This window comes from Janibacter indicus (assembly GCF_900176385.1).
GTDB lineage: Bacteria > Actinomycetota > Actinomycetes > Actinomycetales > Dermatophilaceae > Janibacter > Janibacter indicus.
The window spans coordinates 194,991-221,795 of record NZ_FWXN01000007.1 but is presented as its reverse complement, the minus strand read 5'-3'; the positions used below and the strand labels follow the sequence as shown (position 1 = coordinate 221,795).

Below are 26,805 nucleotides of genomic sequence, written 5' to 3'. Positions count from 1 at the left end.
ACAAGAACTCCCACGACGTGCGCGCCGTCCTCGACGAGCTGGGCGCCAAGCACAAGTTCATCAAGCCCCACTGCCCCTGGCAGAACGGCAAGGTCTGTGAGTCTGTTGCGTGGTGCTGCACCGGCCGGTCTGACCCCGGCCAAGGTGTGACCACGGTGTCCTGCGTTCGATTTGTCGGCCGGTTCCGGTGCAGCGCCGTGGAGCGCGCCGGCCAGACGGATCTGACCTGATAGGAGCTTGGACTAGAAGCCCCGTCACAGACCTGTCGCCCGTCCGGCCGGTTCGCCCCATCCGTCAGATCAGCCCTAACGGAGGAGCGAATCCCAGCATGACAATCTCAGCGGTCACTGTCATCGGTGGCGTCGATACCCACAAGCACACTCACTACGCGGCAGTGGTCGACGACCATGGCCGGCTACTCGGACATCAGGAGTTCCCCGCCAATGATGCGGGCTATCGAAGCCTGCTGGGTTGGATGCGCGAACACGGCCAGATCCAGGCGATCGGCGTGGAGAGCACCGGCTCCTTCGGCGCCACCCTCACTCGAGCGCTGACCCGGGCCGGACAGCGGGTGGTCGAGGTGAACCGTCCGAACCGGCAGGCGCGGCGCATGGACGGCAAGTCCGACCGCCTCGATGCCGAGCAGATCGCGCGAGCAGTTCTCGCTCAGACCTCGACCGCGATTCCGAAGGCCAAGTCCGGGACGGTGGAGGTGATCCGGACCCTGCGGGTGACAAGAGCCAGCGCCGTCAAGGCCCGCACACAGGCCTTCAACACGCTCTGGGGGGTCATGATCGGCGCACCATCGCCACTGCGCGACGACCTGGTCAACCTGACCAAGCGCACGCTGGTCAACAAGTGCGCTGGCTTGCGCCCCGAGTCCGACGACCTCCTCTCGCTCAACAACGACCCCGATCGCCTCCTCATGGCAGCGGTGAAGACCTCCCTGCGGGACCTCGCGCGGCGCTGGAAGATCCTGGATGAAGAGATCAAGGCGCTCAACCGGCAGATCGACGTGATGGTCCGAGCCACCGCACCGCAGCTGCTGGACCTGCATGGCGTCGGGGTCGAGATCGCCGGCCAGTTCCTGGTCACCGCCGGCGACAACACCGACCGAATCCGCAATGAAGCCGCCTTCGCCAAGCTCTGCGGCGTCGCACCTCAACCCGCCAGCAGTGGGCGGACCACCGGACGGCACCGCCTCAGCCGCAGCGGCGACCGAGCAGCCAACAGCGCCCTCTACATCGTCACGATCGTCCGAATGCGACACCATCAGCCCACTCGTGACTACGTCGAACGACGCACCGCCGAAGGCCTGAGCAAGCGCGAGATCATCCGCTGCCTCAAGCGCTACATCGCCCGCGAGGTCTTCAACAACCTGCCACGCTCCACGCTCATCGAACCCCGGCTCGAGATCGTCCACGCTGCCGCTTGACGAACATAGGAGCATCGAACGCTTCAACCGCACCCTGCAAACCGAGTGGGCCTACCGGCAGGTCTTCACCAGCAACCAGCAACGAGCAGCCGCCCTTGCGCCCTGGCTCGAGCACTACAACACTGAACGCCGCCACACCGCACTCGGCGGCCTCGCCCCGACCAGCCGACTGTCAACAACCTGACGGCCGAGTACAGCTAGAGCCGCGGTGACCTGACCGGTGCGATCCCTCAGGCGCGGCCAGATGAGCGCCACGAAGGCCGCCGCGGCGGCGGCGTCGAGACCCCACACCCGCGGCTCGCCGATGGCATTGCCGACGAGGGCGCCGACGAGGGTCGACAGGTTCCAGAAGACGTAGACGCCCAGACCTGCGGCCCAGAAGCCGGTGCGCTGCACCTCCGGCTCCTCCTGGGCCAGCGCGACCGCCGTCGACTCGTCGATCGTCAGGTGCGCGGCGCCCGCCCTTCGCCATCCCGTGAGGCGCAGGACGCGGGCGAGCTGGAGACCGTAGAGGCCGTTGCGGATCCCGAGGAGGGTGGAGGTCGCCACGGCCGTGATCGGGCTGCCGCCGGAGGCGATGATGCCCACGAGGGCAAACTGCGACCCGCCGGTGAAGAGCAGGAGCGAGAGCGCGACGGTCTGCCAGACGTCGAGCCCGGCGGCGATGCCGAGGGCGCCGAAGCTCACCCCGTAGACACCGGTGGCGAGACCGACCGAGATGCCCTGCCGGCGGGCGGCTGCCTGCTCCGCGGCGAAGGGGGTCGCGCTCACGACGGCGAGTCCGTCAGTGCCGCGACGAGCCGCACCTCCCGCGCGGTGTGGCCGTCGGGGGAGACGACGCGGTCGCGGAAGGCGCCGTCGGGGACGAGGCCGGCGCCGGTGAGGAACCCCCGCAGGTCCTCGTGCTCGACGAGGCACCACGTCGCCACGTGCTCCGCACCGGCCTCGCGCAGCAGGTCGACCGCGGCGTTGACCAGCCGCGAGCCGTGGCCCTGGCGCCGGTGGCCGGGGTGGATCCCGAGCGCGGAGATCTCGCCGGTGGTCTGGCCGGCGTCGGGGTCCTGGCTCGGGCCGATGGAGGCGAAGCCGACGACCTCGTCACCGGCGCACGCCACGAGCAGCCGGTAGACGCCGGACGGTGGGGTGCGCAGGGACTCCTGCCACGCGGACTCGAAGGCGCGTGGGTCGAAGCTCGCGTGCACCTGCGGCGGGACGACGCCGTCGTAGGCCTGCTGCCAGACGAGTGCCTGGACCCGGCCGACGGCCGGGGCGTCGTCGGGCCCGGCGGTGCGCACGCTCGCGTCGGCGGCCACCATCAGCGTCCCTCGAAGCGCGGCGTGCGGCGCTCGCCGAAGGCGCGCTGCCCCTCCGCGAGGTCGGAGCTGGCCCAGGCCCGGGAGAAGGCCGCGGAGTAGGCCTCGTCGGGAGCGGGGCTGGATTTCATGCCGATCTTGGACCCGGCCTGCGACAGCGGCGCGAGGGGCACGGCCGACCGGGCCAGGTCGAGAGCGGCGTCGAGGTCACCGCGGAGCTGGGCGAAGCCGAGCCGCCACGCGTCGTCGCCGTCGAGCACGGCCGCGGTGAGCACCATGTGCCGCGCGGCACCCTCGCCCCAGAAGCGGGCCACCCGGTCGAGCGTCCACTGGTCGACCATGAGGCCGAGCTTGGCGACGGGCACGGCGAAGCGGGCCCGCTCGCCGACCACCCGCAGGTCGCAGGCGACCGCGAGCTGCATGCCCAGCCCCATGCACGACCCGGAGATCGCGGCGATGGTCGTGATCGGCACGGCGGCGAGGTGCTGAAGGACCTCGGCCAGCCGCACGGTGAAGGAGACGTCCTCGAGCTCGGTGAGGTCGGCACCCGCGCAGAAGTGCCCCTCGGCCCCGGTGAGGACGAGCGCACGGGCCCCGCCGTCGACCGCCGCGACGACGGCCGAGTGCAGCTCCTCGAGCGTGGCCAGGTCGAGCGCGTTGCGGCGGTGCGGGCGATCGATCGTCAGGGTGGTGACGGCGTCGTGGGTCTCGCTGAGGATGGGCACGGCGTCAGCATACGGAGGGCGCGAAGGGGGAGCCGAGCCCCCTTCGTCCTGCAGGACCCGCCGGCCATTGCTACGGTCGAAGGCAGGGACAGCAGCAACCCGTAGGGGTCTGCAGGACAAGGGATCTGGCGCGGGTGACGTCCTCCCACACGCCCATCACACCCATGCCTGTCAGGGGGCTCGCGGACCTACGCGGCGTCGACGACGTGCACGCCGGCCGTCGGGTAGACCGAGTGCCGGGTGGTCACCACCACGGTGAGCCAGGAGGCACTCATCCTGTCGGCCGCGCTCGCGCTCAGGCGGCGAGCAGCAGCGCGCCGAGCGCGACGAGCCAGCTGACGAAGCTGCCGACGAGGAAGTACTCGGTCACCCGGTCGATGTCGGAGACACGACGCTCGTCATCTCTGCGGGCGTGGGACTTCAGCTCGGGCCAGCGGATCAGACCCTTGGCCGCGATGACGAGACCGGCCGCGGTGAGCTCCCCGGCCAGCCCCAGCCCGAAGATGAAGATGCGCTCGAGCGGCCCGAGCAGACGGCCACCGCGCAGCTGTCCCTCGACCGCACCCGCCACGGGCACAGGCGGCAGGGCGCCGGTGGTGACGAGGACGAGCCGAACCAACCGGTTGCCCGTGGCCAGCTGCACGAGCACGAGCCCGGCGAGCAGCAGTGCGCGGTCCGGGGAGGGCTGCCACGGCAGTGCGCTCCACGTGAGCCAGTCGGCGAGCCACCCACCGACCGGCGGGGCCCAGCCCGAGACGGCGAGCTGGACGGCGACGGCCACGACGAAGGTCGTGAGGGCCAGCCCGTGCCCGTGACCGGCGTCGGCCCGCTCCGCCGTCACCGTCCACGCGAGTAGTCCGACGGCCGCCAGAGCGGTGAGCGCGACACCGCCCCACGTCGCGAGAAGCCCTGCACCTGCGGCGACGAGGGCGAGCAGGAGCAGCCCGGCTGCGGGGACGCCCCGGGTCTCGCGGGGTCGTGCCGGGTGCGGTCCGAGGCTGCGGAGCAGGTCGGTGGCTCCGACCGCGACGAGGAGGGCGGCGAGGACGCTCATGCGAGGGCCGCCAGTTCGGCGTCGAGGGTGACGACCTGGTCGAGGCCGTCACGGCGCACGCGTCGGGAGACGGCGGTCGGGCTGATGCCCTCGCCCTCGGCGAGGGCGCGCTGGGTGGACCCGGCGAGCAGGCCGCGCAGCAGGCGTCTGGACCGCTCGTCGAGGTCGGCGAGGAGCAGGTCGCGGTGCCGCAGGGCTGCGTCAAGGGCCAGCCCGGTGGGGGAGTCCTCCACCCACCGGGTGCGCACGACCCGGGCGTCGCCGCGAGCACGCTCCTCGTCGGCCTTGGCCAGGGAGATCGCCTCTCGTGCCTGCCACCAGCCGGGGCCGTCCTGGATGTTCCCGTCGTCGCTGAGTGCGGTCACCTCGCCGCGGCCGAGGCCGTAGCGGGTCTCGACCTCGGGCAGCAGCCCGACCCGCAGCAGGAGTGCAGCGTGGGCAGCCTCGCCGCGGCGGCGCCAGGCCCCCTGGAACTCGTCGCCCACGGTCAGCCGCAGGGGCTGCAGCGGCTCGGTGCGGGCGTTGACATCGGCCAGCACCTCCTCGAGGCGCGCGTGCAGGGCGCGTCGGTCGGCGACGGAGCGAGAGCCGACGACATCTCCGATGAGGGTGGCGACCGCAGTCATGTGAACATCATAGGTCAACTAGCCTCAAAATAAACCAATGTGGTCGACTTAGGTCGAGGTGATCCGGTGAGGTTCACGCTCGTAGGTGACGAAGTCGAAGCCCTCGCGGGGGGTCCGCTGCACCTCGCGCCACCCGTCGTCGACCTCGGGGAAGAAGACCTCGGCCTGCGGCGAGGCGGCGATCTCGGTCAGCTCCAGCCGCGAGGCCAGGGCGATAGTCTGGCGGTAGATCTCGCCACCTCCGACGACGAAGACCTCGCCCGGTCCGGCGACGGCCAGCGCCTCCGCCAGGGAGTGGACGACGACGGCGCCGGGAGCCGAACACGCGTGGTCGGAGGTGATGACGACCGTGGTGCGGCCGGGGAGCGCACGTCCGATCGAGTCCCAGGTGCGTCGCCCCATGATCATCGTGCCGCCCATCGTCAGGGCCTTGAAGTGCGCCAGATCCTCGGGCAGGTGCCACGGCATGCCACCGTCGACCCCGATGGCGCGGTTGGCCCCCAGCGCCGCGACGAGCACCAGGCGCTGGTCGTGCCCCAGCTCGACGAAGGGGGGAAGCCTCCCGTCGCGCAGGCCCTCCAGCACGACCCGCTCGTGGGGGACGACCAACTCGGGCAGCCGGGCCAGCGGCCACCACCGCAGGTCCGCCGCCTTGTCGGGCTCCTGCACGGTCGGCTCGCCCGACCACTCGGTGACGTGGAAGAAGAAGTCGGCCCGCTGCTCGAGCCGGCCCGCCGCGCTCGTGCGCTGGAGCGTCGTCAGGGGCGTCGCGGCCCCGACGTGCACACCGAGCTCCTCGAGGACCTCCTGACGCAGTGCCTCGCTCGGGGCGCTCGCGTCCTCGACGTGCCCGGCCGCCCCGCAGGCCCACCAGCCGTCCATGAACCCGGTGCCCTGCCGCAACTGGAGGAGCACCTCGGTGCCCGAGGTGCCCTCGCGGGTCATCACGGCGTAGGACGCGGCGACGAGCGGGACCCGACCGCGCAGCTCGCCGGGGACGCGTCGGGCAAGGCTCATACGGCGATCGGTGCCTTGATCGACGGTGCGGCCTCGTAGCCGACGAGGGTGAAGTCCTCGAGCTCGTAGGCGTCGATCGATTCGCGCCGGGTGATCTCCATCCGCGGCAGCGGCCCGGGGGAGCGGTTCAGCTGCTCGGCGGCCTGGTCGAGGTGGTTGCTGTAGAGGTGGGCGTCGCCGAGCGTGTGGACGAACTCGCCCGGCTCCATGTCGACCTGCTGGGCGACCATCATCGTCAGCAGGGCGTAGGAGGCGATGTTGAAGGGGACGCCCAGGAAGATGTCGGCGCTGCGCTGATAGAGCTGGCACGACAGCCGGGGGCGGCCCCCTTCGCTCGCCGGGGTGACGTAGAACTGGAACATCGTGTGGCACGGCGGCAGCGCCATCGAGTCGACCTCGGCGACGTTCCACGCCGAGACGATGTGCCGTCGGCTGTCGGGGTTGGTCCGCAGCCCCTCGACGACCCGCTCGATCTGGTCGATCGTGCCGCCGTCGGGGGTCGGCCAGGAGCGCCACTGGTGCCCGTAGACCGGGCCGAGCTCACCCTGCTCGTCGGCCCACTCGTCCCAGATGCTGATGCCGCGCTCCTGGAGCCAGCGCACGTTGGTGTCGCCGCGCAGGAACCACAGCAGCTCACCGATGATCGAGCGCAGGTGCAGCTTCTTCGTCGTGAGGACCGGGAAGCCCTCCGACAGGTCGAAGCGCATCTGGTGGCCGAAGACGCTCCGGGTGCCCGTGCCGGTGCGGTCGGACTTGTCCACGCCGTGGTCCCGGACGTGCTCGAGGAGGTCGAGGTACTGACGCATGGCGCCACGATAGACGCCACCACCGACGGCTACGCTGACCGCATGACGACTTCCCCCTTCGGACGGGTGGTCACCGCGATGGTGACGCCCATGACCCCAGACGGCGCGGTGGACGCACAGGGCGTCGCCGCCGTCGTCGAGCACCTCATCGCCACCGGACACGACGGTGTCGTCGTCAACGGCACCACGGGCGAGTCCCCGACGCTCAGCTCCGCCGAGAGCATCGCGATGGTCGAGACCGTCAAGCGCGCCGCGGGTGACCGGCTCGCGGTGACCGCGGGTGTCGGGTCCAACAACACCGCCCACGCCATCGAGATGGCGGCCGCGGCGACCCGTGCCGGCGCCGACGCGCTGCTCGTCGTCTCCCCCTACTACAACAAGCCGACCCAGGCCGGGCTGCTGGCCCACACACGCGCCATCGCCGACGCGGCGAAGCTGCCGATCCTCCTCTACGACATCCCCGGGCGCACCGCGACCCCCTTCGCCGTGGAGACGCTCATCGCGCTCGCCGACCACGACCGGATCCTCGGCGTCAAGGACGCCAAGGGCGACCTGTGGGCCGCCTCCGAGGTCATGGCCGCGACCGACCTGCTCTGGTACTCCGGTGCCGACGAGCACAACCTCGCCCACCTCGCCCAGGGCGCCCACGGCATCGTCTCGGTCGTCGGCCACGTCGCCGGCCGCGACTACGCCGACATGATCGCCGCCGTCGACGCCGGTGACCTGGCGACCGCCCGCGAGATCCACCACCGCCTGATCCCCGTGACCAATGCCCTGATGTCGACCTCGCAGGGCGCCATCATGGCCAAGGCCGCGCTCGTCGAGCTCGGGGTCATCTCCCACGCCACCGTGCGTCTGCCCTACGTCGAGGGGCCGGCCGAGCACCTCGAGATCGTCCGCGCCGGTCTGGCCGCGTCCGGGATCGGAGGTGCCGCATGAGCCACCCGCACCCCGACCTGGAGCTGCCCCCGCCGCTCGCCGACGGAGCTCTGCGGGTCGTCGCGCTCGGCGGTCTCGGCGAGGTCGGCCGCAACATGGCCGTCGTCGAGCACCAGGGGCAGCTGCTCATCATCGACTGCGGCGTCCTCTTCCCCGAGGACCACCAGCCGGGCGTCGACCTGATCCTGCCCGACTTCGAGTACATCCTCGACCGGCTCGACGACGTGCAGGCGATCGTCCTCACCCACGGCCACGAGGACCACATCGGCGCCGTGCCCTACCTGCTCAAGCACAAGCCCGACATCCCGCTCGTCGGCTCGATGCTCACGCTCGCCCTCATCGAGGCCAAGCTCAAGGAGCACCGGATCAAGCCCTTCACCCTCGGGGTCAAGGAGGGCGGGCGTGAGAGCTTCGGCGTCTTCGACTGCGAGTTCATCGCGGTCAACCACTCGATCCCCGACGCGCTGGCGGTCTTCGTGCGCACCGACGGCGGCACCCTGCTGCACACCGGGGACTTCAAGATGGACCAGCTGCCGCTCGACCGTCGGCTGACCGACCTGCGGGCCTTCGCCCGGGTCGGAGAGGAGGGGGTCGACCTCTTCCTCACCGACTCGACCAATGCCGAGGTCCCCGGCTTCACCACCCCCGAGCGCGAGATCGGGCCGGCGATCGACACCGTCTTCCGCAATGCCCAGCGCCGGATCATCGTCGCCTGCTTCTCCAGCCACGTGCACCGTGTCCAGCAGGTCCTCGACGCCGCCGAGCGCAACGGCCGCAAGGTCGCGATGGTCGGTCGCTCGATGGTGCGCAACATGGGCATCGCCGCCGACCTGGGCTACCTCAAGGTGCCCGACCGGGTCCTCGTCGACGTCAAGAAGCTCGACAACTATCCAGACGACGAGGTCGTGCTCATCTGCACGGGCAGCCAGGGTGAGCCCATGGCCGCCCTGTCGCGCATGGCCAACCGCGACCACCGCATCGACGTCGGCGACGGCGACACGGTGCTGCTCGCCTCGAGCCTGATCCCCGGCAACGAAAATGCCGTGTACCGGGTCATCAACGGCCTCATGCGCCTGGGTGCCGACGTCGTGCACAAGGGCAACGCCAAGGTGCACGTCTCCGGTCACGCCAGCGCGGGCGAGCTGCTCTACTGCTACAACATCGTCAAGCCGCGCAATGTCATGCCGGTCCACGGCGAGTGGCGCCACCTCGTCGCCAACGCCGACCTGGCGATCCAGACGGGCGTCGACCCCGACCACGTCGTGCTGGCCGAGGACGGCGTCGTCGTCGATCTCGTGGACGGTCGCGCGCGCATCACCGGCGCCGTGCCCTGCGGCTACGTCTATGTCGACGGCTCGAGCGTCGGGGGCGCGACCGAGGAGCTGCTCAAGGACCGTCGCATCCTGCGCGACGAGGGCTTCATCTCCGTCATGGTCGTCGTCGACTCCTCGACCGGCAAGGTCATCGCCGGTCCGGAGATCACCGCCCGCGGCTTCGCCGAGGACGACGAGATCTTCACCCAGGTCGAGCCCAAGATCATCGCGGCGCTCGACGAGGCGGCTCGCAAGGGCACGACCGACACCCACCAGCTGCAGCAGGTCGTGCGCCGTGCCGTCGGTGGCTGGGTCGGCGGCAAGATCCGCCGACGCCCGATGATCATCCCGGTGGTCGTCGAGGCCTGAGGACGCCGGGGCGAAGGGGGCCTGCCGGGGTCCCCCTTCGCCCTACCCGAGGAGGGTCACAGGGCGCGCAGGGCGCCGAGGAGTCGGTCGATGTGCTCGGTCGTGGTGCCCAGGCCGGCGCTGATCCGCACGGCGGTGTCCTGCTCGTGCTCCGAGAGGAGGTCGTCGACGAGCAGGTGCGCGCAGAACTTGCCGTCGCGCACGCCGATGCCGTGGTCGTCGCCGAGGACGCGGGCGACCTCGCTGCTGTTGTGGCCGTCGACGGTGATCGTGGCGACGGGCGCGCCGTCGCCACCACCGAAGAGCGAGTGCACGTGCACACTGGGGATCTGCTGCAGTCCGGCGAGCAGGCGGATGCGCAGCGCCTGCTCGTGGTCGACGATCGCCTGCTCGTGCTCGGTGATGATCTCGCAGGCCGTGGCCAGGGCGACGGCGCCCAAGACATTGGGGGAGCCGGCCTCGTGGCGAGCGGGGCCACAGGTCCACTCGGTCTCGTCGAGGCTGACGCGTGTGGTGGCCCCGCCCCCGGCGAGGTAGGGGGTGGCGGCGTCGAGCCAGTCGCTGCGCCCGACGAGCACGCCGGCACCGAAGGGGGCATAGATCTTGTGCCCGGAGAAGGCCACGTAGTCGATGCCCAGGGCGTCGATGTCGACCCGGCGGTGCGGGACGACCTGCGCGGCGTCGAGGGCGAAGCGTGCGTCGTGCTCGTGGGCCAGCGCCGCGAGGCGCTCGATCGGCCAGTGCTCGCCGGTGACGTTGGACGCGCCCGTGGCGACGACGAGCCGGTGCTCGGCCGGGTGGTTGCGCAGGGCCTGCTCGAGCAGGGCGACGGCCTCGTCGTGGCTGTGCGGCACCGGCAGGCGCAGCGCGTCACCCCACGGCAGCAGTGCCGCGTGGTGCTCGGAGGCGAAGACGAAGACCAAGGTGTCCTCGGGCAGCGCCCGCGCGAGCAGGTTGAAGGAGTCGGTGGTGTTGCGGGTGAAGACGACGTGGTCGTCGGTGCGGGCGCCGACGAAGGCCGCGACGGTTTCGCGTGCCGCCTCGTAGCGCGAGCTGGTCACGCGGGAGGCGAACCCGGCGCCCCGGTGCACCGAGGAGTAGGTGACGGCCGCGGCGGCGACCTCGTCGGCGACGGCCCGGAAGGCCGGAGTCGTCGCGCCGTGGTCGAGGTGGGCGTACTCGACGCTCGAGCCGTCCTCGTCGCGGTAGCTCAGCCCCTCGGAGACGAGCTGCGGCAGGGCGGTGGTCGTGCGGTGCAGGTCGGAGATGGTCATGACGGTGCTCCTGGTCCTTCGGGGACCCAGGTGGCGACCGTGAGTCCGCGCTTGCCGGGCGACGGTCTGTCGCCGGCCAGGTCGTCACCCGGAGCACCCCACCGCGGAGGAGGGTTGCCGACCAGCTAGCCGGGGCTTGTCGCTGGTACTCGTGACCTTGGGTCAAGACCATAGCCCACGTCCGGAGGCCGCTGTCGAGCCCCGGCCGGCCGTGTCTCGGTTCGTGGACGTCAGGCCAGGGCGAGCGCGAGGACCGCGCCGGCCACGAGGTAGGGGCCGAAGGCGAGCTGCGTCGTGCGCGACGCCTTGCGCGTGAGCAGCAGTGCGAGAGCGGCGATCCCGCCGATGACGAAGCCGAGCCAGATGCCCACGGCCAGCTGGCTCCAGCCGAGCCAGGCGAGCGTCGGGGCGATCGAGACCATGAGCTTGGCATCGCCCATCCCGATCGAGCGTCCGAAGAGGACGAAGGCGAGCAGCACGGTCCCGCCGCCGACGAGGACGGCGGCGAGACCCGCGCGGGAGAGGGCGCCCCAGTCGCCGGTCACGGCCGACGCGACGGTGAGGAGCACCGCCTGGACCGGCACGAGCGGCAGGGTGATGGCATTGGGCAGGCGGTGCACGTCGGCGTCGATCGCCGCGAGGACGAGCCCGGCCCCGGCAAGGACGAGCGGCGCCAGCAGCGTCGTCCAGTGCCGGTCGGCGAGGCCGAGCGCGACGACCAGCCCGACGAAGGGAGCGAGCGCCGGGACCCAGAGATGGCGGGGGAGGGGACCCCCTTCGTCATCGCGGCGGTAGTGGCCGGCGCGCAGCCACCGCCAGGCGAGGACGCCGAACACGGCCGCGGCGAGCACGACGACGAGGGTCCGGGTGTCCACGGGGCGAGGTTATCCGCTGTGATCCGTGGCCGGTGGTGCGCGTGTGACGCGTGTGTCAGAGGGTGCTTTCGCCTACCCTGCGGAACATGGCCACTCGTCCGTCGACCACCTCGCGCAGCAAGGGCGCCAGCTCCCGACCCAAGGGCTCCACCCGCCCGTCGGGTCGCAAGGCACCCGCCAAGAGCAGCGCGAAGGGGAGGACCTCCTCCCGCAAGCCCGCGTCCGGTGGGGGTCTGCCCCTGCCCGTCGCCGCGGTCCAGCGCACCTGGATGGGTGTCGCCCACGCGACCGGCTCCGGGGTGCGCCGCATCGGCACCAGCGCGAGCCAGATCGAGCCCGAGCACCGCCGAGACGGCTGGGGCTTCCTGGCGCTGGCGCTGGCGCTCGTCGTCGCCGTGCGCGAGTGGTGGGGCCTCAGCGGCGCCTTCGGCGACGTCGTGCACGCGGTGGCTGCGGGCACCTTCGGCCGGGTCGCCTACGCGCTGCCGATCGTCCTGCTCCTGCTCGGCGTGCGTCTGCTGCGCTCGGCGAGCGAGCCCGCCTCCGACGCCCGGCTGGGGTTCGGCAGCGTCATGCTGCTCTTCGCGGCCTCGGGCCTGACGCACATCGCCAAGGACATCCCGCAGCCGCCCGACGGCGCGGGCCCGATGCGAGACGCCGGGGGCATCGTCGGCTTCCTCGCCTCCGACCCGCTGTCGACGGCCGTGACCGAGTGGCCGGCGACGATCCTGCTCGTCCTGCTGGGGCTCTTCGCCCTCCTGCTGCTCACCGGCACCCCGCTGCACGAGGTGCCGCAGCGGCTGGCCTACGTGCGCGCCGCCTTCACCGGTGAGGTGCCGAGCCACGTCACCGCAGCCGACGTCGACGCCCGCCACGATGCGGCCAAGGCGGCGGTCACCCGCGCCCGGCGCCGACGCGCCATCGACCCCGACGAGGAGCAGTCCGGGGAGCGCGACGGCGACACCGCCTACGACCAGGCCGCCGTCGTGCAGCCGGTCGGCAAGGGCCGTCGCAAGAAGTCGGCGGCACCCGCCGCCGACGTCGAGGAGACGACCGAGACCCCGCAGCCCGAGGCCGGCGGGCCGCGCCCGGGCGAGAAGCGCCCGACGAAGAATCCGGCCGTCGCGCCGGTCCCCAGCGGCAAGACCGAGCTGCAGCCGCCGCCGACGACCCAGCTGCCGCAGCGTGTCGAGCAGCTCGCCCTCGCCGGCGACGTCACCTACACGCTGCCCGACAGCCAGTACCTCAAGCCCGGCGCACCGCACAAGGAGCGCTCCGCGGCCAACGACAAGGTCGTCGAGTCGCTCACGGGCGTCCTCGACGAGTTCGGCATCGACGCCCAGGTCACCGGCTTCCACCGCGGCCCGACCGTCACCCGCTACGTCGTCGAGCTCGGGCCCGGTGTCAAGGTCGAGCGGGTCACCGCGCTGTCGAAGAACATCGCCTACGCCGTCGCCTCGGCCGACGTACGCATCCTCAGCCCCATCCCCGGCAAGTCGGCCATCGGCATTGAGATCCCCAATGCCGACAAGGAGATGGTCTGCCTCGGCGACGTCCTGCGCTCCGACGTCGCCCGCAACAACGAGCACCCGATGGTCATGGGTGTCGGCAAGGACGTCGAGGGCGGCTACGTCATCGCCAACCTCGCGAAGATGCCGCACATCCTCGTCGCCGGCGCCACGGGCTCCGGCAAGTCGTCCTTCGTCAACTCGATGATCACCTCGATCCTCATGCGGGCCACGCCCGACGAGGTGCGCATGGTGCTCGTCGACCCCAAGCGGGTGGAGCTGACGGCCTACGAGGGCATCCCGCACCTCATCACCCCGATCATCACCAACGCCAAGAAGGCGGCCGAGGCCCTGCAGTGGGTCGTGCGCGAGATGGACATGCGCTACGACGACCTGGCGACCTTCGGCTACAAGCACGTCGACGACTACAACAAGGCCGTCAAGGCGGGCAAGGTCGAGCCGATCCCCGGCAGCGAGCGGGTCATCCAGCCCTACCCCTACCTCCTCGTCATCGTTGACGAGCTCGCCGACCTGATGATGGTCGCGCCCCGCGACGTCGAGGACTCCATCGTGCGCATCACCCAGCTGGCACGTGCGGCCGGCATCCACCTGGTGCTCGCGACCCAACGCCCCTCGGTCGACGTCGTCACCGGTCTGATCAAGGCCAACGTCCCCTCGCGCATGGCCTTCGCCACCTCGTCGCTCGCCGACTCCCGCGTCGTGCTCGACCAGCCCGGCGCCGAAAAGCTGCTGGGTCAGGGTGACGCGCTCTTCCTACCCATGGGCAAGTCGAAGCCGATGCGTGTCCAGGGCGCCTGGGTCACCGAGTCGGAGATCGAGCAGGTCGTCGGTCACGTCACCGGCCAGCTCAAGCCGACCTACCGCGAGGACGTCGCGCCCGAGACGCCCAAGAAGCAGATCGACGAGGACATCGGCGACGACCTGGACGTGCTGCTCCAGGCGACCGAGCTCGTCGTCACGACCCAGTTCGGCTCGACGTCGATGCTCCAGCGCAAGCTGCGGGTCGGCTTCGCCAAGGCCGGCCGGCTCATGGACCTGCTCGAGTCGCGCGGCGTCGTCGGCCCCTCCGAGGGCTCCAAGGCCCGCGACGTGCTCATCACGCCCGAGGACCTGCCGACGACCCTGGCCCTGATGAAGGGCGAGGAGCCGCCGGCCGCGGAGGAGCCGGTCGCCGAGGTGGATGCCGACGAGGACGACGCGGCTCCCGCCGCCCAAGGCGTCTCGACCGACACCGACGTCATCGACCTGCGCGAGGGCTCACCGGCCGCCACGCACGACCGCTACGCGGCGGACCCGATCGGGACCGAGGTCGTCGAGGAGTGGACCGAGGACGACGACGAGGACGCCTGGTCGCTCACCGACCGTCGCTGACCGACTCGTCCGTCGTGGCGGACCCGTCCGGGGCGACGGGCCCGTCATCCACGACGCCCGCCTCGACGAGCTCGGCCCGCACGTCCTCGTAGAAGTCGAGGACCTCGGCGCCCTGCACCGGCCCGCCAGCGAGCGCTCCGTCGGCACCCAGCAGCACCGCGCCCGGGGTGCCGACCCGGAAGATCCGGGCAGTGATCGCGTCGGGGTCGCGCAGGACGCGACCGGCGAGGTGGGGCTGGGCGGCCACGGCCTCGTCGAGGGGAGACCACACCACGGCCCGCAGGGAGACCGGCCCGAGCCCGGCGTCCCACTCCGGCAACCGCTCGATGACCGGCAGGCAGGAGCCGCACGACGGGGAGAGGAAGAGCAGGAGCACCGCCCCCGAGCTGGTCAGCTCGTGCATCGTCACCGTCTGCCCGTCCTCGGTCTCCAGCACGGCGAAGGGGATCGGCTGGCGCTCGTAGTCAGCCTCCTCTCCGGAGTCCGCGCTGTCAGCGGTGACCGGCTCGCGGGTGAGCGGACCCCCCTTCGCCCCGCCGAAGGTGACGACGACCACGGCAACGGTCAGCACGACCAGACCCAGCCAGACCCAGGTCTGTGCCGAGGCATCGAGGAGGCGGGCCGCGACAGAGTTGTCGGCCGTGGCCGACCACACGCCGAGGGCGGCGACGACGACGAGCAGCACATTGCGCAGCGCGGTCCGGCGCGTGACCTCACCCAGCCCGAGCCGGCCGAAGCAGCTGCAGGTCACCGGGTAGCCGAACCCCAGCGCACGCACGATCACCACCAGGTAGGCGACGAAGAGCGCCAACACCACGACCGAGACGGCCAGCGCGAAGGGGGGCGGCGTGACGACGATCGCCACCGCGAGCACGATCTCGGCCCACGGCAGCAGGACCGGGGCGGGGGAGCGGGTGACGGCCCGCGGCAGGCGCAGCTCGCCGAATGCGCTGCGCGTCTCCTCGGGGTGACGGACCTTGGCGACCCCGCTCACGACCAGCAGGAGGGCGGCGACGAGCGGCGGCAGCAGCAATGGGGCGACGAGCACAGCGCGAGTCTAAGGTTGCCCCATGACGAAGGTCTGGTACGAGCTCGACAGGCGGCCGACGGGGGTCCGTTACTGGGCCGCCGTCGTGCGCAAGCAGCCCTCGGCAATCCTCGTCGGCATCCAGCTCTTCGCGATCGTGCTGCTGCCCTGGGTGGAGTCGGAGAACTGGGGCCGGGCGGTCATCACCTCGCTGTCGCTCTTCGCGGTGACCTTCGGCATCTGGGTCGTGCGCTCCACCCCGGCCCTCACCTGGCTGGCGCTGGGCATCGGCTTCCCGGCCTTCGTCCTCGAGGTGTGGTCGGTGGTCGACCGGAGCAACGTGCCGGTCACCTTTGCCGCGCACCTGCTGCTCGCGATCTTCTACATGTACGTCGCCTACGGGCTCGTGGCCTACATGTTCGCCGACACCTGGGTGACCAAGGACGAGCTCTTCGCCGTCGGCGCCGCCTTCACCGTGCTGCTCTTCGGCTTCACCTATCTCTTCGTCGCGATCCAGACGCTCGAACCGGGGTCCTTCGACGGGCACACGGGCATCGGGCCGAAGTCCTTCCTCGAGCTGCTCTACTTCTCGGCGGCCAACCTCACGAGCGTCGGCCTGTCGGACGTCGTGGCCATCGAGCCCCATGCGCGGGCCGCGACGATCGTCGAGCAGCTGGGCGGTGTGCTCTACGTCGCGATGGTGATCTCCCGGCTCGTGGCCCTGACGGTGAGCCGGGCGCGCAGCTGACGCCCTGAGGTTGCCCGGCCGGTCGCGTCGTGTCGGCCGACGGCCCCCGGGCCACCTAGAGTGTGGGGCATGTCCGTCTCCACCCGCAGCGTCGCCCTGGTCACCCTGGGATGCACCCGCAACGACGTCGACTCCGAGGAGCTCGCCGGCCGGCTGTCCGCAGAGGGGTGGACCCTCGTCGACGACGCCGCTCAGGCCGATGTCGCGGTGGTCAACACCTGCGGGTTCATCGAGCAGGCCAAGAAGGACTCCATCGACGCGATCCTGGAGGCCAATGACCTGCGCGAGCACGGTCGCACCCAAAAGGTCGTGGCCGTCGGCTGCCTCGCCGAGCGCTACGGCAAGGAGCTGGCCGACGAGCTGCCCGAGGCCGACGCGGTGCTCGGCTTCGACTCCTACACCGACATGAGCGCCCACCTGAGGGCGGTGCTCGACGGGCACGCCCCCGAGGCCCATGTCCCCGGTGACCGCCGCAAGCTGCTGCCGATCTCCCCGGTCGACCGCGATGCCAGCGACCTCGCCCTCCCGGGGCACAACGCCGCCGACCTGCCCCGTGCCCGGCTCGACGACCGCCCGTGGGCCCCGCTCAAGATCGCGTCCGGCTGCGACCGTCGGTGTGCCTTCTGCGCGATCCCGACCTTCCGGGGCGCCTTCGTCTCGCGCCGGCCCAACGACGTCGTGGCCGAAGGGAGGTGGCTCGCCTCCCAGGGGGTGCGCGAGCTCTTCCTCGTCAGCGAAAACTCCACGTCCTACGGCAAGGACCTCGGCGACCTCGACCTGCTCGAGCAGCTGCTCCCCGAGCTCGTCGCCATCGAGGGCATCGAGCGGGTGCGCGTGTCCTACCTGCAGCCGGCCGAGATCCGCCCCGGCCTCCTGCGCGCCATGGCGAGCACCCCGGGCGTCGTGCCCTGGTACGACATCTCCTTCCAGCACGCTGCCGGGCCCCTGTTGCGGCGCATGCGGCGCTTCGGTGACACCGACTCATTCCTCGGCCTGATCGAGGGCATCCGTGAGAATCAGCCCGAGGCCGGCATCCGCTCCAACGTCATCGTCGGTTTCCCCGGCGAGACCGAGGAGGACGTCGCCGAGCTCGAGCGCTTCCTCGTCGCGGCGCGCCTCGACGTCGTCGGGGTCTTCGGCTACTCCGACGAGGACGGCACCGAGGGTGAGCTGCTCACCGACAAGGTCGATCCCGAGGTCATCGCCGAGCGGGTCGACCGACTCACCCGGCTCGTCGAGGAGCTGACCGCCCAGCGCGCCGAGGAGCGCATCGGTGAGCAGGTCACCGTGCTCGTCGAGGAGGTCGACGAGGAGAGCGGCGAGGTCGTCGGTCGTGCGGCCCACCAGGGCCCCGACGTCGACGGCGTCACCCTGCTCACCGGCGAGGTCGACGACCTGGTCGTCGGCGCGCTCGTCACCGCCGAGGTCGTGGGCACCGAGGGCATCGACCTCATGGCGGAGGTGCGCGCATGAGCACCGAGAGCACGACCCCGGCCCCCAGCCCGTGGAACCTCCCCAATGCCCTGACGGTCATGCGCATCCTGCTCGTGCCGGTCTTCGTCTGGCTGGTGCTGCGCCACGGCGGCGACGACACCGGCACGCGGTGGTGGGCCTGGGGCGTCTTCGCCGTCGCCATCATCACCGACCGCATCGACGGGGACCTCGCCCGCGCCAAGGGCCTGGTCACCGACTTCGGCAAGGTGGCCGACCCGATCGCCGACAAGGCGCTCACCGGTGCCGGCTTCATCACGCTGTCGATGATCGGCGAGATCCCTTGGTGGATCACCGTCGTCATCCTCGCCCGCGAGCTCGGCATCACGCTCATGCGCTTCTGGGTGATCCGGCACGGGGTCATGCCGGCCAGCCGCGGGGGCAAGCTCAAGACCTTCCTGCAGGCCCTGGCCATCGGACTCTTCGTCCTGCCGCTCGCGACCTTCCCCCTCGAGCAGCTCTGGCGGGGTCTGGCGTGGGTCATCCTCCTCGCGGCGCTGGTCGTCACGGTCGCCACGGCCGTCGACTACGTCATGAAGGCGCTCATGCTGCGCTCGACGAGCGACCGTGCCCGGATGAAGCGGGAGCGCAAGGCCGCAGGTGGACGCTGACGCAGCAGGTCTGCTCGCGGCCCTCGGGTCGCGCGGCTGGTCGCTGGGCACTGCCGAGTCCCTGACCGGTGGGCTGCTCGCGGCGACGGTGGTCGAGGTCCCGGGGGCGTCCGCGGTCTTCGCCGGTTCCGTCGTCGCCTACGACCCGGCGGTCAAGATCTCGCTCCTGCAGGTCGACCCCGCTCTCATTGGCCGGGTCGGCACCGTCGACCAGCAGGTGGCGACCCAGATGGCGAAGGGGGCCTGCCGCGCCCTGGGCGTCGACGTCGCCCTCGCGACGACCGGTGTCGCCGGCCCCGGCCCGAGCGAGGGCCACCCGGCGGGCACCGTGTGGCTGGCCTGCGCCTGGCCGGGGGGACTATGCACGCGACGGCTGGCGTTGACGGGAGAGCGTGCCGCCGTGCGCGCGGGCGCGGTCGCCGCCGCGCTCGACCTGGCCCGTGACGTCGTGCTGACCGTTGACGGGGGCACACCTGACCGTTGAGGGTCGGCCGGGGTACGGTGGACCCAGACGTAGGAGATGTCGAGGAGGTGACCCCCATGGTGGTGCTGCTGCGCGAGGAGCTCGGTGACGTGCTGCGTGATGCCCGCCGCTCCCAGGGTCGCACCCTGCGTGACATCTCGGCCAAGGCATCGGTCTCCCTCGGCTACCTGAGCGAGATCGAGCGCGGCGAAAAAGAGGCCAGCTCCGAGCTGCTCGCCTCGATCTGCGCGGCCCTCGAGATGCCGATGTCGCACGTCTTCACCGAGATCGCCCAGCGGGCCGACCGCGCCGAGCGGTCCAGCGCGCCGGTCACCCTGCCGGTGGCAGCGCGCGACGACGACGTCGTCTCCGCGGCCTGACGCTCCCGCCGCCTCAGCGCCGGGTTCGCCGACCGGAGCCGAGCGGCCCCTGCGCTTGCCCGTCGTCGGTCGGGGCGCGCCCGCCCTGGCAGCTCGGGCAGGAGAAGAAGACCCGATCCGGGCCCGCACGGCCGAGCGGCGCCACCCGAACCGTCGTGCCGCAGCGACGGCAGGGGAGCCCGGAGCGTCCGTGGACCCACGACCGGCGGTCGGCGCGCAGCACCCCGGTCGAGGACTGGACAGCGTGCTCCTTGCCCCGGTCCATCAGCTCGTGCACCCGGGTTACGAGCGCGGCGATCGTCTCCGCCGGCAGACTGGCGGCGTCACGCCACGGGTGCAGGCGCTGGGCGAAGAGTGCCTCGCTGGCCCAGAAGGTCCCGACCCCCGCGAGCACCCGCTGGTCGAGCAGCGCCGCCGCGATCGAGGTGCCGGCCGGTTGGCCGGTCAGGCGACGGGCGACGAGGTCGGGGTCCCAGTCGTCACCGAGCACGTCGGGACCCAGGTGCCCGACGAGCCGGTGCTCCTCGGTGCGCGGCACGACGTCGAGCTCCCCGAGACGCAGCCCCAGCGTCGTCCACTGATCGTTGCCGATCGCCGCGCGCAGGTCGGACCGGCGAAGGGAGCGCCGCGCGGCCTCGGAGCCGGCAGCTTCGACCCGCCAGGAGCCCTCCATGCGCAGGTGCGTGTGCAGGGTCCACCCGGTGGTGAACCGGTGGAGCAGGTGCTTGCCGCGGGGCACGACCTCGTCGACGACCGCCCCCACCAACGGCGCCTCGTCGGCCTCGCCCCACCGCAGGTCGACGAGCGCTGCGGGCGTGCCGGCGAGGGCCGCGTGCAGTCGCTGAGCCGTCCGCCAGACGGTGTCGCCCTCGGGCACGGTCAGCCTCGCCCGCCCGGGCGCAGTCGCAGCCCTCGGGGGGTCATCGTGAACCCCGCGCCCGTGAGGGCGCGGGCCAGTGGCTCCTGCGAGCCGAGCACGGCCGCCCCGTCGGCGCGCTGCACGGTGAGCCGACCCAGGGCCCCGCGCTGCACCGCGTCGGCCAGGCCACGCGCCGCGGCCTCGAGGGTCTCGTCGTCGCTCGGCCACGACAGCAGGGTGCGGCCGCCGCGCTCGACGTAGAGCACCAGCCGTCCGTCGACGGCGACGACGAGCGCTCCCGCCTTGCGTCCGGGCTGGTGCCCGCCCGCGTCGCGCTCGGGCCAGCGCAGGGCCGCACCCCAGGGGTTGGCGGGGTCGGTGGCGGCGAGCACGACGGCCCCGTCGGGCGCCGCGGCCGAGCGGACCTCGTCGACCGCGCCGGGCACCGCGAACTGCGAGGCGCCCAGGCCCTCGATGAAGTAGCCGCGTCGCACCTGACCGGCCTCCTCGGCGGCGCCGAGCACGCGGTGGATCGCGGCGAACCCGCCCTCGACCTCTTCGGCGACGACGGCGCCGCGGGTCACGACGCCGTGGCGGTCGAGCAGCCCCTCGGCGGCCGCGTGGATGCGCAGCGTCGGGTCGCTCTCGGCCACGGGCAGCGCCGACCAGCGCCCGGCGGCACGAGGCGGGCCGCTGCGCTGCGGGACCGTGGGTCGGCCCAGCCGAGGCCGACCGCCGTAGCGGCCACGGGTCGCGGGACGACGCTGCGGCTTGTGGGCGCTGCGGCCACCGGCGAGCAGTCCACGTACGGGCGCGAGGGTGTCGCCGGTGACCAGCCCCCGGTGCGCGAGCGACCACAGCACGTCGGCGAGCTCCTCGTCGTCGACCCGCTCCTCGCCCTCGGTCCGCTCGCGGGCGAGTGCGTCGGAGAGGTCGCGGAAGAAGTAGGCGCCACCTCCGGCCAGGGCCTCGTGCACGCGGGACTCGATCGCGCCGAGGTCGGCGGTGTCGGGGAGCGGGAGGGTCGTCGCCGCACCGTCGGCGAGGTGCAGGCTGATCCATGCGTCGTCACCGGGCAGACTGCCGTGCCCGGCCCAGAGCACCTCGCCCGTCGCCATGAGGTCGTCGAGCACGGGGGCGATGGCGTCGTCGACCCGGGAGGGCAGGACGAGCGACTCGAGGGCGCTGGCCGGCACCGCCACGCCGCTCAGCTGCTCGACGGACCGCAGCACGCCGTCGCGTCCGCGCATGCGGCGCCCCACGCCCTGCCACCCGGGCAGGAAGCGGGCGTACTGCCTCGGCTCGACCGGCTCGACCTCGTGACGCAGCGCCGCGAGGGAGCGCCGGCGCAGCACCCGCAGGACCTCGGCGTCGCAGAACTCACCACCGCGGCCGCCGCACTCGACCGGCAGGAGATCGCCCTCGACGAGCCGGCCGGTCTGCACCAGGCGTCGCAGGGCGTCGGTCGCCACGGCTCGGCCGAGGCCGTAGTGGGCGGCGAGGTCGGCTGAGGCGAAGGGGACGTGCGTGCGGGCGTAGCGGGTGACGAGGTCCCCGAGGGGGTCTGCGGCCGGCTGCAGCAGCGACTCGGCGAGCCCGGGGGGCAGGCTGACGCCGAGCGCGTCGCGCAGGCGCGCGGCGTCCTCGGTGCTGGCCCAGCGGTCCTCGCCGGCGACGCGCACCGCGATGACCTGGCGGCTGTCCTCGAGCTCCGCGAGCGCGGTGCGGACCGCCTCGGTGCCGAGGCGGCTGCGGGCGCCGAGCGCCTGGAGCGACAGCGGCCCCAGGACGCGCAGCAGGTCCAGCAGGTCCTCGCCGTCACGGGTGGCTCGCTCGGGAGTGAGGCACTGCAGCTCGGCGGCGGTGCGCTCGACGGCCGCCGGGTCGAGCAGGTCGGCCAGCGAGAGCTGCTCACCGCGGCCGAGCAGGTCCGCGAGCAGGGTGGGGTCGAGGGTCAGCGCCGCGGCGCGACGCTCGGCGAGCGGGGAGTCTCCCTCGTAGAGGAACTGCGCCACGTAGCCGAACATCAACGACGCGGCGAAGGGGGAGGGGCGCGGGCTCTCGACGTCGACCAGCGTGATCCGGCGCCCGGCGATGTGCCTCATGAGCTCGGTCAGGGCCGGGACGTCGAAGACGTCCTGGAGGCACTCGCGCACGGCCTCGAGGACGATCGGGAAGTCGGCGTGGCCGCTGGCGACCTCGAGGAGGGCGGCGGCACGCTGGCGCTGCTGCCACAGGGGTTGTCGGCGGTCCGGTCGGCGGCGCGGCAGGAGCAGGGCCCGCGCGGCACACTCACGGAAGCGGGCCGCGAAGAGGGCCGAGCCACCGATCTCGTCGGTGACCGCGCGCTCGACGTCGCTCGGGTCGAGGGTGATGAGGTCGAGCACCTCGGCGAAGCCCTGCGTGTCGAGCTCGAGATCGGGCAGACGCAGGACGATCCCGTCGTCGCCGTGCATCGCCTGCACGTCCACGCCGAAGCGCTCTCGCATGCGCCCGGCGATCGCCAGCGCCCACGGGGCGTGCACCTGGGCACCGAAGGGGGAGTGGAGCGCCAGTCGCCAGTCGCCGATCTCGTCCCGGAAGCGCTCGACGACGATCGTGCGGTCGTCGGGTAGGTGACCGGTGGCGGCGCGTTGCTCCTCGAGGTAGGCGAGCAGGTTGTCCCGGGCCCACTCGTCCAGGCCGGCCTCCGCAAGGCGAGCCCTGGCCCCCTGGGCGTCGAGACCGCCGACCTCGCGCACGAAGGCACCGACGGCGCTCCCGAGCTCCGCCGGCCGGCCCAGCTGGTCGCCGTGCCAGAAGGGCAGCCTGCCGGGCTGCCCGGGCGCGGGCGTGACGAGGACCTGGTCATGGGTGATGTCCTCGATGCGCCAGCTGCTCGTGCCGAGGGTGAAGACGTCGCCGACCCGCGACTCGTAGACCATCTCCTCGTCGAGCTCGCCGACCCGACGGCCGGGACCGTCGCCGGAGGCGAGGAAGACGCCGTAGAGACCCCGGTCGGGGATCGTGCCGCCGCTCGTCACTGCGAGACGCTGGGCGCCGCGGCGGCCGGCGACGGTACCGGCGACCCGGTCCCAGGTGATGCGCGGGCGCAGCTCGGCGAAGTCCTCCGAGGGATAGCGCCCGGCGAGCATGTCGAGCGTCGCGTGCAACAGGGTCGAGGGCAGCGAGGCGAAGGGGGCGGCTCGCCGCACGAGTGCCTCCAGGTCGGTGACCTGCCAGTCGTCGAGCGCGCACATCGCGACGACCTGCTGGGCGAGGACGTCGAGCGGGTTGGCCGGGACGTGGAGGGCCTCGATCTGCCCGGCGCGCATGCGCTCGACGACCACGGCCGACTGGACCAGGTCGCCGCGGAACTTCGGCAGGACGACGCCGTGGCTGACCGCGCCGACTTGGTGGCCGGCACGACCGACGCGCTGCAGGCCCGAGGCGACCGACGGCGGCGACTCGATCTGGACGACGAGGTCGATCGCGCCCATGTCGATGCCGAGCTCGAGGCTGCTCGTCGCGACGACGCAGGGGAGACGGCCAGCCTTGAGGTCTTCCTCGATGAGGGCCCGCTGCTCCTTGCTCACCGAGCCGTGGTGGGCCCGGGCCAGGACGGGTGGTGCTCCCGCGGAGGCGCCGGACTGGGCCATGACCTCGGCGGGTGGCCGGCTGGGGAGGGGCGCCTCGGCGGCCTCGGGAGGAGCGACGCGCTCGGCGTGGATCTCGTTGAGCCGGCCGGTCAGCCGCTCGCCGAGCCGGCGGCTGTTGACGAAGACGAGCGTCGAGCGGTGCTGTTCGACGAGGTCGACGACCCGCTCCTCGACGTGCGGCCAGATCGAGGCCCGACGCTCCTCGCCCGCAGCGGCGCCGGAAAGATCGCCTGTCGGCTCGCCGAGCTCGGTGAGGTCGGCGACGGGGACGACGACGTCGAGCTGCCACTGCTTCGTCGACTCGGGCTGGACGATCTCGACGGGTCGACCGCTGGCGAGGAAGCGCGCGACCTCGTCGACCGGGCGCACCGTGGCCGACAGCCCGATGCGCTGGGCGGGCTGCTCGAGCAGGGCGTCGAGGCGCTCGAGCGAGAGCGCCAGGTGGGCCCCGCGCTTGGTGCCGGCGAGGGCGTGGATCTCGTCGATGATGATCGTCTCGACCCCGCGCAGGGCATCGCGCACGCCCGAGGTGAGCATGAGGAAGAGCGACTCGGGCGTCGTGATGAGGACGTCGGACGGCGTCTTGGCGAAGGCCCGGCGCTCGGCGGCCGGGGTGTCTCCCGAGCGGACGGAGACCGAGACCTCGGGCGCCGGCAGCCCGAGCCGGTCAGCGGCGTGCCCGATACCGACGAGCGGGGCGCGCAGGTTGCGCTCGACGTCGACGGCCAGCGCCTTGAGGGGCGAGATGTAGAGGACGCGGCAGCGAGCCAGCGGGTCCTGCGGTCGCGGTGTCGACGCGAGTCGGTCGAGCGCCCAGAGGAAGGCCGAGAGGGTCTTGCCCGAGCCGGTCGGGGCGACGACGAGCGCGTGGCTGCCGGCGCTGATCGCGCTCCAGGCACCGACCTGCGCCTGCGTGGGCTCGGCGAAGCTGTCGCGGAACCACGTCGCGGTGGCAGGGGAGAAGCGGTCGAGGACGTCGTCGGTCATGGTAGGGACAGCCTGCCACCCACCACCGACAGGTCAGCGCTGCAGGAGGTCGAGCACCTGGTCCATCTTGGTCCCGAGAGAGTCGACCTTCGTCTCCAGGGAGTCGACCTTCGTCTCCAGAGATCCGACCGTTGTCTCGAGGGAGCCCACCTTGGTCTCGAGCGAGCCCACCTTGGTCTCGAGCGAGCCCACCTTGGTCTCCAGAGATCCGACCGTTGTCTCGAGCGAGCCCACCTTGGTCTCGAGCGAGCCCACCTTGGTCTCGAGCGAGCCCACCTTGGTCTCCAGGGAACCGAACCTGCTCTCCAGCGAGCCCATCCGGTCAGCGAGGGCCCCGACGTCCTCGGTCAGCTCGTCGAAGCGGTTGGAGTGGCGCCGCTGCGTGTTCTGGATGTCGGCGATCATCGTGTAGAGCGCCGAGATGTCGTTGTCGTGCTGCCGCACCTTGCGCTCGAGATCCATCGCCGTCATCCCTCGACGATACGCGCCTTCGACCGACACACCGAGGGCCCGTCACACATCTGTGGACAACTCTCAGCGGTGCTTGTCGGGCTGCAGTCGCAGGGTCGTGAGGGTCGTGGCGAGCATGTCGTAGTGGCCGACGAGCAGGAGCAGCTCGATGGACTCCCGCTCGCTCGCCACCGACCGCAGTCGCTGCCACTGCTCGTCGTCGAGGTCCTTGGTCGCGACGAGGGCTTGGGCGCTCTCGCGCAGCACCCGCTCACGGGGGCTGAGCGACGCGACGACCTCGTCGCCGAGGATCCCTTCGATCTCCGCGGACGTCAGGCCCGCGCGCTGCCCGAGCAGTCGGTGGTGCTCCCGCTCGTACTCGCAGCCGCGTGCGGTGGCGACGGTGAGGATCACCAGCTCGGACTCCCTTCGCTCGAGCGAACCGAAGGGCATGAGGCGACCGGCGAAGTGCAGCCAGCCGGTGAACAGGCCCTTGGTCCGCCCGAGCGTGGTGAAGATCGCCGGCGGCTCGGTGCCGGTGACCCGACCCGCGGCCCGGGCGAAGCCCCACCGCACCGGCCCGAGCTCGCGCAGGTTGCCCGGTGCGATGCGGGCGGTCACAGGGCCTTCCCCTCCGTCGTGGGCTGGGCAGTCGTGTAGTCGACCTGCTCGGTGCGCGCGATGGCGAGCGACTCCTCGAGCTCGGGCATCGGCTTGAGCTCGATGACCCGCTGGGCCACGTGACGAAGGGGGACGACCGGCGGCACCCACCCCGGCGCGGCGATGCGCCGCGACCGCTTGGCGATGCCTCGCTCGAGGGCGCGCAGACCTGCCTCGACGGGTGCGACGCCGCTGACGGTGCCGCCGCCGGTGAGCTTCTTGCCCGCGACGGTGTCGAAGCCGCGGCTGGTCATGTCGGTCGCGAGCTCGGAGTAGTAGGCGACGCCCATCTTGGCGCCGGTCGGCTTGATCTCCTGGCGGAAGGTGTTGCCGATGGCCTCGACGGCGGCCTTGCTCGCGCTGTAGGCACCGAGGAGGGGCAGGTGCACCGCGGCGGCGAGCGAGGCGGTGGCCAGGGCATAGCCGCCCGGGTGGGTGATGTGCGGTCCGGCGGCGCGCAGCGTGTAGAAGACGCCCAAGGTGTTGACCCGCAGGTGGGCTTCCATGACGTCGGGCTGGCCGCCGATGATCGGCAGCTGCTTGGCGATGCCGGCATTGGCGACGACGACGTCGAGACCGCCGAGCTCGGTCACGAGCTCCTCGACGGCACGGTCGACGGCATCGGGGTCGGAGACGTCGCACTCGCGCCACGGCGCGTGGTTGCGCTGCGCCACCTCGGCGAGCAGCTCGGGCTCCAACCCGGCCAGTGCCACGCGGGCACCGTGGGCGGTGAGCAGGTCGGCGAGGCCGGCACCGATGCCGCGCGCCGCACCCGTGATGAGGACGCGACGGCCACGCAGGGCCGGGGTGTACTTCGGGCGGGGTGAGAGGGGCATTACCCGACA

At 72.1% G+C, this 26,805-nt stretch carries 25 protein-coding genes, 1 pseudogene and 1 riboswitch; of the genes and pseudogenes, 11 read left to right on the top strand and 15 right to left on the bottom strand.

Translation table 11 applies throughout. The features are described 5' to 3' along the window. From B9B60_RS17190 to B9B60_RS10415, 3 genes and pseudogenes are all read left to right on the top strand, one after another. On the top strand, positions 1-230 hold a 230-nt coding region (locus B9B60_RS17190; protein ID WP_159451191.1), incomplete at its 5' end, for a hypothetical protein. 98 nt (positions 231-328) lie between these two features. Further along, positions 329-1,435, top strand: coding sequence for an IS110 family RNA-guided transposase (locus B9B60_RS10420; protein ID WP_084451329.1), 1,107 nt, complete (start codon positions 329-331; stop codon positions 1,433-1,435). A 13-nt stretch (positions 1,436-1,448) separates the two neighbouring features. Continuing rightward, positions 1,449-1,619 (top strand): annotated as a pseudogene (locus tag B9B60_RS10415) (integrase core domain-containing protein); the annotation flags it as partial. Here the strand turns inward: B9B60_RS10415 and B9B60_RS10410 are convergent. From B9B60_RS10410 to B9B60_RS10380, 7 genes are all read right to left on the bottom strand, one after another. Beyond that, a complete protein-coding gene (locus tag B9B60_RS10410; RefSeq protein ID WP_084451328.1) occupies positions 1,550-2,206 on the bottom strand; it encodes an AzlC family ABC transporter permease in 657 nt (218 codons plus the stop codon). The pseudogene B9B60_RS10415 and the gene B9B60_RS10410 overlap by 70 nt on opposite strands. Next, positions 2,203-2,751, bottom strand: coding sequence for a GNAT family N-acetyltransferase (locus B9B60_RS10405; protein WP_084451327.1), 549 nt, complete (start codon positions 2,749-2,751; stop codon positions 2,203-2,205). Before B9B60_RS10405 ends, B9B60_RS10410 begins: the two co-directional genes overlap by 4 nt. Then, entirely contained in the window at positions 2,751-3,473 is a 723-nt protein-coding gene (locus tag B9B60_RS10400) for an enoyl-CoA hydratase-related protein (protein WP_084451326.1), read from the bottom strand. The genes B9B60_RS10405 and B9B60_RS10400 overlap by 1 nt, the downstream gene beginning before the upstream one ends. 295 nt (positions 3,474-3,768) lie before the next feature. Beyond that, on the bottom strand, positions 3,769-4,527 hold the full coding sequence (locus tag B9B60_RS10395) for a hypothetical protein (RefSeq protein WP_084451325.1): 759 nt from the start codon (positions 4,525-4,527) through the stop codon (positions 3,769-3,771). Then, on the bottom strand, positions 4,524-5,153 hold the full coding sequence (locus B9B60_RS10390; RefSeq protein WP_084451324.1) for a SatD family protein: 630 nt from the start codon (positions 5,151-5,153) through the stop codon (positions 4,524-4,526). Before B9B60_RS10390 ends, B9B60_RS10395 begins: the two co-directional genes overlap by 4 nt. 48 nt (positions 5,154-5,201) lie before the next feature. Then, a complete protein-coding gene (locus B9B60_RS10385; RefSeq protein WP_084451323.1) occupies positions 5,202-6,170 on the bottom strand; it encodes a dihydrofolate reductase in 969 nt (322 codons plus the stop codon). Next, on the bottom strand, positions 6,167-6,976 hold the full coding sequence (locus B9B60_RS10380) for a thymidylate synthase (protein ID WP_084451322.1): 810 nt from the start codon (positions 6,974-6,976) through the stop codon (positions 6,167-6,169). The genes B9B60_RS10385 and B9B60_RS10380 overlap by 4 nt, the downstream gene beginning before the upstream one ends. A 42-nt stretch (positions 6,977-7,018) precedes the next feature. Here B9B60_RS10380 and dapA point away from each other — a divergent pair, with 42 nt between their 5' ends. After that, positions 7,019-7,915: a 4-hydroxy-tetrahydrodipicolinate synthase gene (gene dapA / locus B9B60_RS10375; protein WP_084451353.1), complete on the top strand. Its 897-nt coding sequence runs from the start codon at positions 7,019-7,021 to the stop codon at positions 7,913-7,915. Beyond that, positions 7,912-9,597 carry a ribonuclease J gene (locus tag B9B60_RS10370; protein WP_084451321.1) on the top strand — a complete coding sequence of 562 codons (1,686 nt, stop codon included), beginning with the start codon at positions 7,912-7,914 and terminating at the stop codon, positions 9,595-9,597. The genes dapA and B9B60_RS10370 overlap by 4 nt, the downstream gene beginning before the upstream one ends. Positions 9,598-9,653: 56 nt before the next feature. Here B9B60_RS10370 and B9B60_RS10365 read toward each other — a convergent pair whose 3' ends face one another. Both B9B60_RS10365 and B9B60_RS10360 read right to left on the bottom strand, forming a co-directional pair. After that, positions 9,654-10,871, bottom strand: a complete 1,218-nt coding sequence (locus B9B60_RS10365; RefSeq protein ID WP_084451320.1) for an aminotransferase class V-fold PLP-dependent enzyme — start codon at positions 10,869-10,871, stop codon at positions 9,654-9,656. 42 nt (positions 10,872-10,913) lie between these two features. Continuing rightward, positions 10,914-11,028: riboswitch (SAM riboswitch) on the bottom strand. Between the two features lie 73 nt (positions 11,029-11,101). Beyond that, on the bottom strand, positions 11,102-11,746 hold the full coding sequence (locus B9B60_RS10360) for a prepilin peptidase (protein WP_084451319.1): 645 nt from the start codon (positions 11,744-11,746) through the stop codon (positions 11,102-11,104). Positions 11,747-11,832: 86 nt separating this feature from the next. Between B9B60_RS10360 and B9B60_RS10355 the strand changes: the two genes are divergently transcribed. Beyond that, positions 11,833-14,646, top strand: coding sequence for a DNA translocase FtsK (locus tag B9B60_RS10355; RefSeq protein ID WP_084451318.1), 2,814 nt, complete (start codon positions 11,833-11,835; stop codon positions 14,644-14,646). On the opposite strand, the gene B9B60_RS10350 is transcribed toward B9B60_RS10355, so the two are convergent. Further along, positions 14,630-15,694 (bottom strand): MauE/DoxX family redox-associated membrane protein, encoded by a 1,065-nt coding sequence (locus B9B60_RS10350; protein WP_143445538.1) that lies wholly within the window; start codon positions 15,692-15,694, stop codon positions 14,630-14,632. The two genes, B9B60_RS10355 and B9B60_RS10350, sit on opposite strands and share 17 nt — an antisense overlap. A gap of 22 nt (positions 15,695-15,716) precedes the next feature. On the opposite strand from B9B60_RS10350, the gene B9B60_RS10345 reads away from it, so the two are divergent. From B9B60_RS10345 to B9B60_RS10325, 5 genes are all read left to right on the top strand, one after another. Further along, positions 15,717-16,421 carry an ion channel gene (locus B9B60_RS10345; RefSeq protein WP_084451316.1) on the top strand — a complete coding sequence of 235 codons (705 nt, stop codon included), beginning with the start codon at positions 15,717-15,719 and terminating at the stop codon, positions 16,419-16,421. A gap of 69 nt (positions 16,422-16,490) precedes the next feature. Further along, on the top strand, positions 16,491-17,894 hold the full coding sequence (gene rimO / locus B9B60_RS10340) for a 30S ribosomal protein S12 methylthiotransferase RimO (RefSeq protein ID WP_084451315.1): 1,404 nt from the start codon (positions 16,491-16,493) through the stop codon (positions 17,892-17,894). Beyond that, on the top strand, positions 17,891-18,523 hold the full coding sequence (gene pgsA / locus B9B60_RS10335) for a CDP-diacylglycerol--glycerol-3-phosphate 3-phosphatidyltransferase (RefSeq protein ID WP_084451314.1): 633 nt from the start codon (positions 17,891-17,893) through the stop codon (positions 18,521-18,523). The genes rimO and pgsA overlap by 4 nt, the downstream gene beginning before the upstream one ends. After that, the gene (locus tag B9B60_RS10330) at positions 18,513-19,007 is read left to right on the top strand and encodes a CinA family protein (RefSeq protein WP_084451313.1); all 495 of its coding nucleotides are present in this window, start codon (positions 18,513-18,515) and stop codon (positions 19,005-19,007) included. The genes pgsA and B9B60_RS10330 overlap by 11 nt, the downstream gene beginning before the upstream one ends. A 56-nt stretch (positions 19,008-19,063) precedes the next feature. After that, positions 19,064-19,366, top strand: coding sequence for a helix-turn-helix domain-containing protein (locus tag B9B60_RS10325; RefSeq protein ID WP_072624989.1), 303 nt, complete (start codon positions 19,064-19,066; stop codon positions 19,364-19,366). A 13-nt stretch (positions 19,367-19,379) separates the two neighbouring features. On the opposite strand, the gene B9B60_RS10320 is transcribed toward B9B60_RS10325, so the two are convergent. From B9B60_RS10320 to B9B60_RS10300, 5 genes are all read right to left on the bottom strand, one after another. Beyond that, positions 19,380-20,243: an Fpg/Nei family DNA glycosylase gene (locus B9B60_RS10320; RefSeq protein WP_084451312.1), complete on the bottom strand. Its 864-nt coding sequence runs from the start codon at positions 20,241-20,243 to the stop codon at positions 19,380-19,382. A gap of 2 nt (positions 20,244-20,245) precedes the next feature. Further along, positions 20,246-24,850 (bottom strand): ATP-dependent helicase, encoded by a 4,605-nt coding sequence (locus B9B60_RS10315; RefSeq protein ID WP_084451311.1) that lies wholly within the window; start codon positions 24,848-24,850, stop codon positions 20,246-20,248. A gap of 33 nt (positions 24,851-24,883) precedes the next feature. Further along, complete coding sequence (locus tag B9B60_RS10310) at positions 24,884-25,321, bottom strand: hypothetical protein (RefSeq protein WP_143445537.1); 438 nt, start codon at positions 25,319-25,321, stop codon at positions 24,884-24,886. Between the two features lie 63 nt (positions 25,322-25,384). After that, positions 25,385-25,921 carry a carboxymuconolactone decarboxylase family protein gene (locus tag B9B60_RS10305; protein ID WP_084451309.1) on the bottom strand — a complete coding sequence of 179 codons (537 nt, stop codon included), beginning with the start codon at positions 25,919-25,921 and terminating at the stop codon, positions 25,385-25,387. Further along, entirely contained in the window at positions 25,918-26,796 is an 879-nt protein-coding gene (locus B9B60_RS10300; RefSeq protein WP_084451308.1) for an SDR family NAD(P)-dependent oxidoreductase, read from the bottom strand. Before B9B60_RS10300 ends, B9B60_RS10305 begins: the two co-directional genes overlap by 4 nt. Positions 26,797-26,805 lie beyond the last annotated feature (9 nt).

Excerpts from the sequence above, each read along its gene's own strand:
- B9B60_RS10420 (WP_084451329.1), top strand. The coding sequence starts at position 329 with ATGACAATCTCAGCGGTCACTGTCATCGGTGGCGTCGATACCCACAAG.
- B9B60_RS10405 (WP_084451327.1), bottom strand. The coding sequence starts at position 2,751 with ATGGTGGCCGCCGACGCGAGCGTGCGCACCGCCGGGCCCGACGACGCC.
- B9B60_RS10395 (WP_084451325.1), bottom strand. The coding sequence starts at position 4,527 with ATGAGCGTCCTCGCCGCCCTCCTCGTCGCGGTCGGAGCCACCGACCTG.
- B9B60_RS10390 (WP_084451324.1), bottom strand. The coding sequence starts at position 5,153 with ATGACTGCGGTCGCCACCCTCATCGGAGATGTCGTCGGCTCTCGCTCC.
- B9B60_RS10385 (WP_084451323.1), bottom strand. The coding sequence starts at position 6,170 with ATGAGCCTTGCCCGACGCGTCCCCGGCGAGCTGCGCGGTCGGGTCCCG.
- B9B60_RS10380 (WP_084451322.1), bottom strand. The coding sequence starts at position 6,976 with ATGCGTCAGTACCTCGACCTCCTCGAGCACGTCCGGGACCACGGCGTG.
- dapA (WP_084451353.1), top strand. The coding sequence starts at position 7,019 with ATGACGACTTCCCCCTTCGGACGGGTGGTCACCGCGATGGTGACGCCC.
- B9B60_RS10370 (WP_084451321.1), top strand. The coding sequence starts at position 7,912 with ATGAGCCACCCGCACCCCGACCTGGAGCTGCCCCCGCCGCTCGCCGAC.
- B9B60_RS10365 (WP_084451320.1), bottom strand. The coding sequence starts at position 10,871 with ATGACCATCTCCGACCTGCACCGCACGACCACCGCCCTGCCGCAGCTC.
- B9B60_RS10355 (WP_084451318.1), top strand. The coding sequence starts at position 11,833 with ATGGCCACTCGTCCGTCGACCACCTCGCGCAGCAAGGGCGCCAGCTCC.
- B9B60_RS10345 (WP_084451316.1), top strand. The coding sequence starts at position 15,717 with ATGACGAAGGTCTGGTACGAGCTCGACAGGCGGCCGACGGGGGTCCGT.
- rimO (WP_084451315.1), top strand. The coding sequence starts at position 16,491 with ATGTCCGTCTCCACCCGCAGCGTCGCCCTGGTCACCCTGGGATGCACC.
- pgsA (WP_084451314.1), top strand. The coding sequence starts at position 17,891 with ATGAGCACCGAGAGCACGACCCCGGCCCCCAGCCCGTGGAACCTCCCC.
- B9B60_RS10325 (WP_072624989.1), top strand. The coding sequence starts at position 19,064 with ATGGTGGTGCTGCTGCGCGAGGAGCTCGGTGACGTGCTGCGTGATGCC.
- B9B60_RS10315 (WP_084451311.1), bottom strand. The coding sequence starts at position 24,850 with ATGACCGACGACGTCCTCGACCGCTTCTCCCCTGCCACCGCGACGTGG.
- B9B60_RS10310 (WP_143445537.1), bottom strand. The coding sequence starts at position 25,321 with ATGACGGCGATGGATCTCGAGCGCAAGGTGCGGCAGCACGACAACGAC.
- B9B60_RS10300 (WP_084451308.1), bottom strand. The coding sequence starts at position 26,796 with ATGCCCCTCTCACCCCGCCCGAAGTACACCCCGGCCCTGCGTGGCCGT.